Genomic DNA, 476 nt, shown 5'->3' with positions numbered 1-476 from the left:
CAACGCAGGTGTGTCGCAGGGGTGCAGCAGGGCCGGTACCTGCGCGCTGCGCGCGAGTACCCCGGTCTGCAGCAGGAATTCCAAGTCCACCACGCCACCGGCACCCTGCTTCAGGTCCAGCCGCGCGGCGTCGCTGCGGTCCAGTTCGGTGCGCATGCGGCCGCGCATCTTCAGCACGTCGGCATACAGCGTGGTCATGTCGCGCTCGCGCCCCAGCGTCTGTGCACGCACCTGTTCGAAGTGGGCCAGCAGGCTGGCATGGCCGGCCGCGCCCCGCGCACTCACCAGCGCCTGGTGTTCCCAGGTCCACGCACGCTCGCGCTGGTACTCGGTGTAGCTGGCCAGCGAAGATACCAGCGACCCCTTGCCGCCGTCAGGGCGCAGGCGCACATCGATGTCGTACAGGCGGCCGGCGGCAGTGACCGCACCGAGCAGCGCCATCACCTTCTGCGCGAGCCGCGCATACCAGCGCCCCG

Annotated in this window: 1 pseudogene; it reads right to left on the bottom strand. The window is 70.4% G+C overall.

Annotation, left to right across the window (positions count from 1 at the left end):
* Positions 1 to 476, bottom strand: a pseudogene (locus EN850_RS33525) (bifunctional glutamine synthetase adenylyltransferase/deadenyltransferase); the annotation flags it as partial.

The organism is Mesorhizobium sp. M8A.F.Ca.ET.207.01.1.1 (assembly GCF_004794715.1).
In the GTDB taxonomy this organism is placed as follows: Bacteria; Pseudomonadota; Alphaproteobacteria; order Rhizobiales; family Rhizobiaceae; genus Mesorhizobium.
This window is presented reverse-complemented; position numbering and strand designations above follow the sequence as displayed.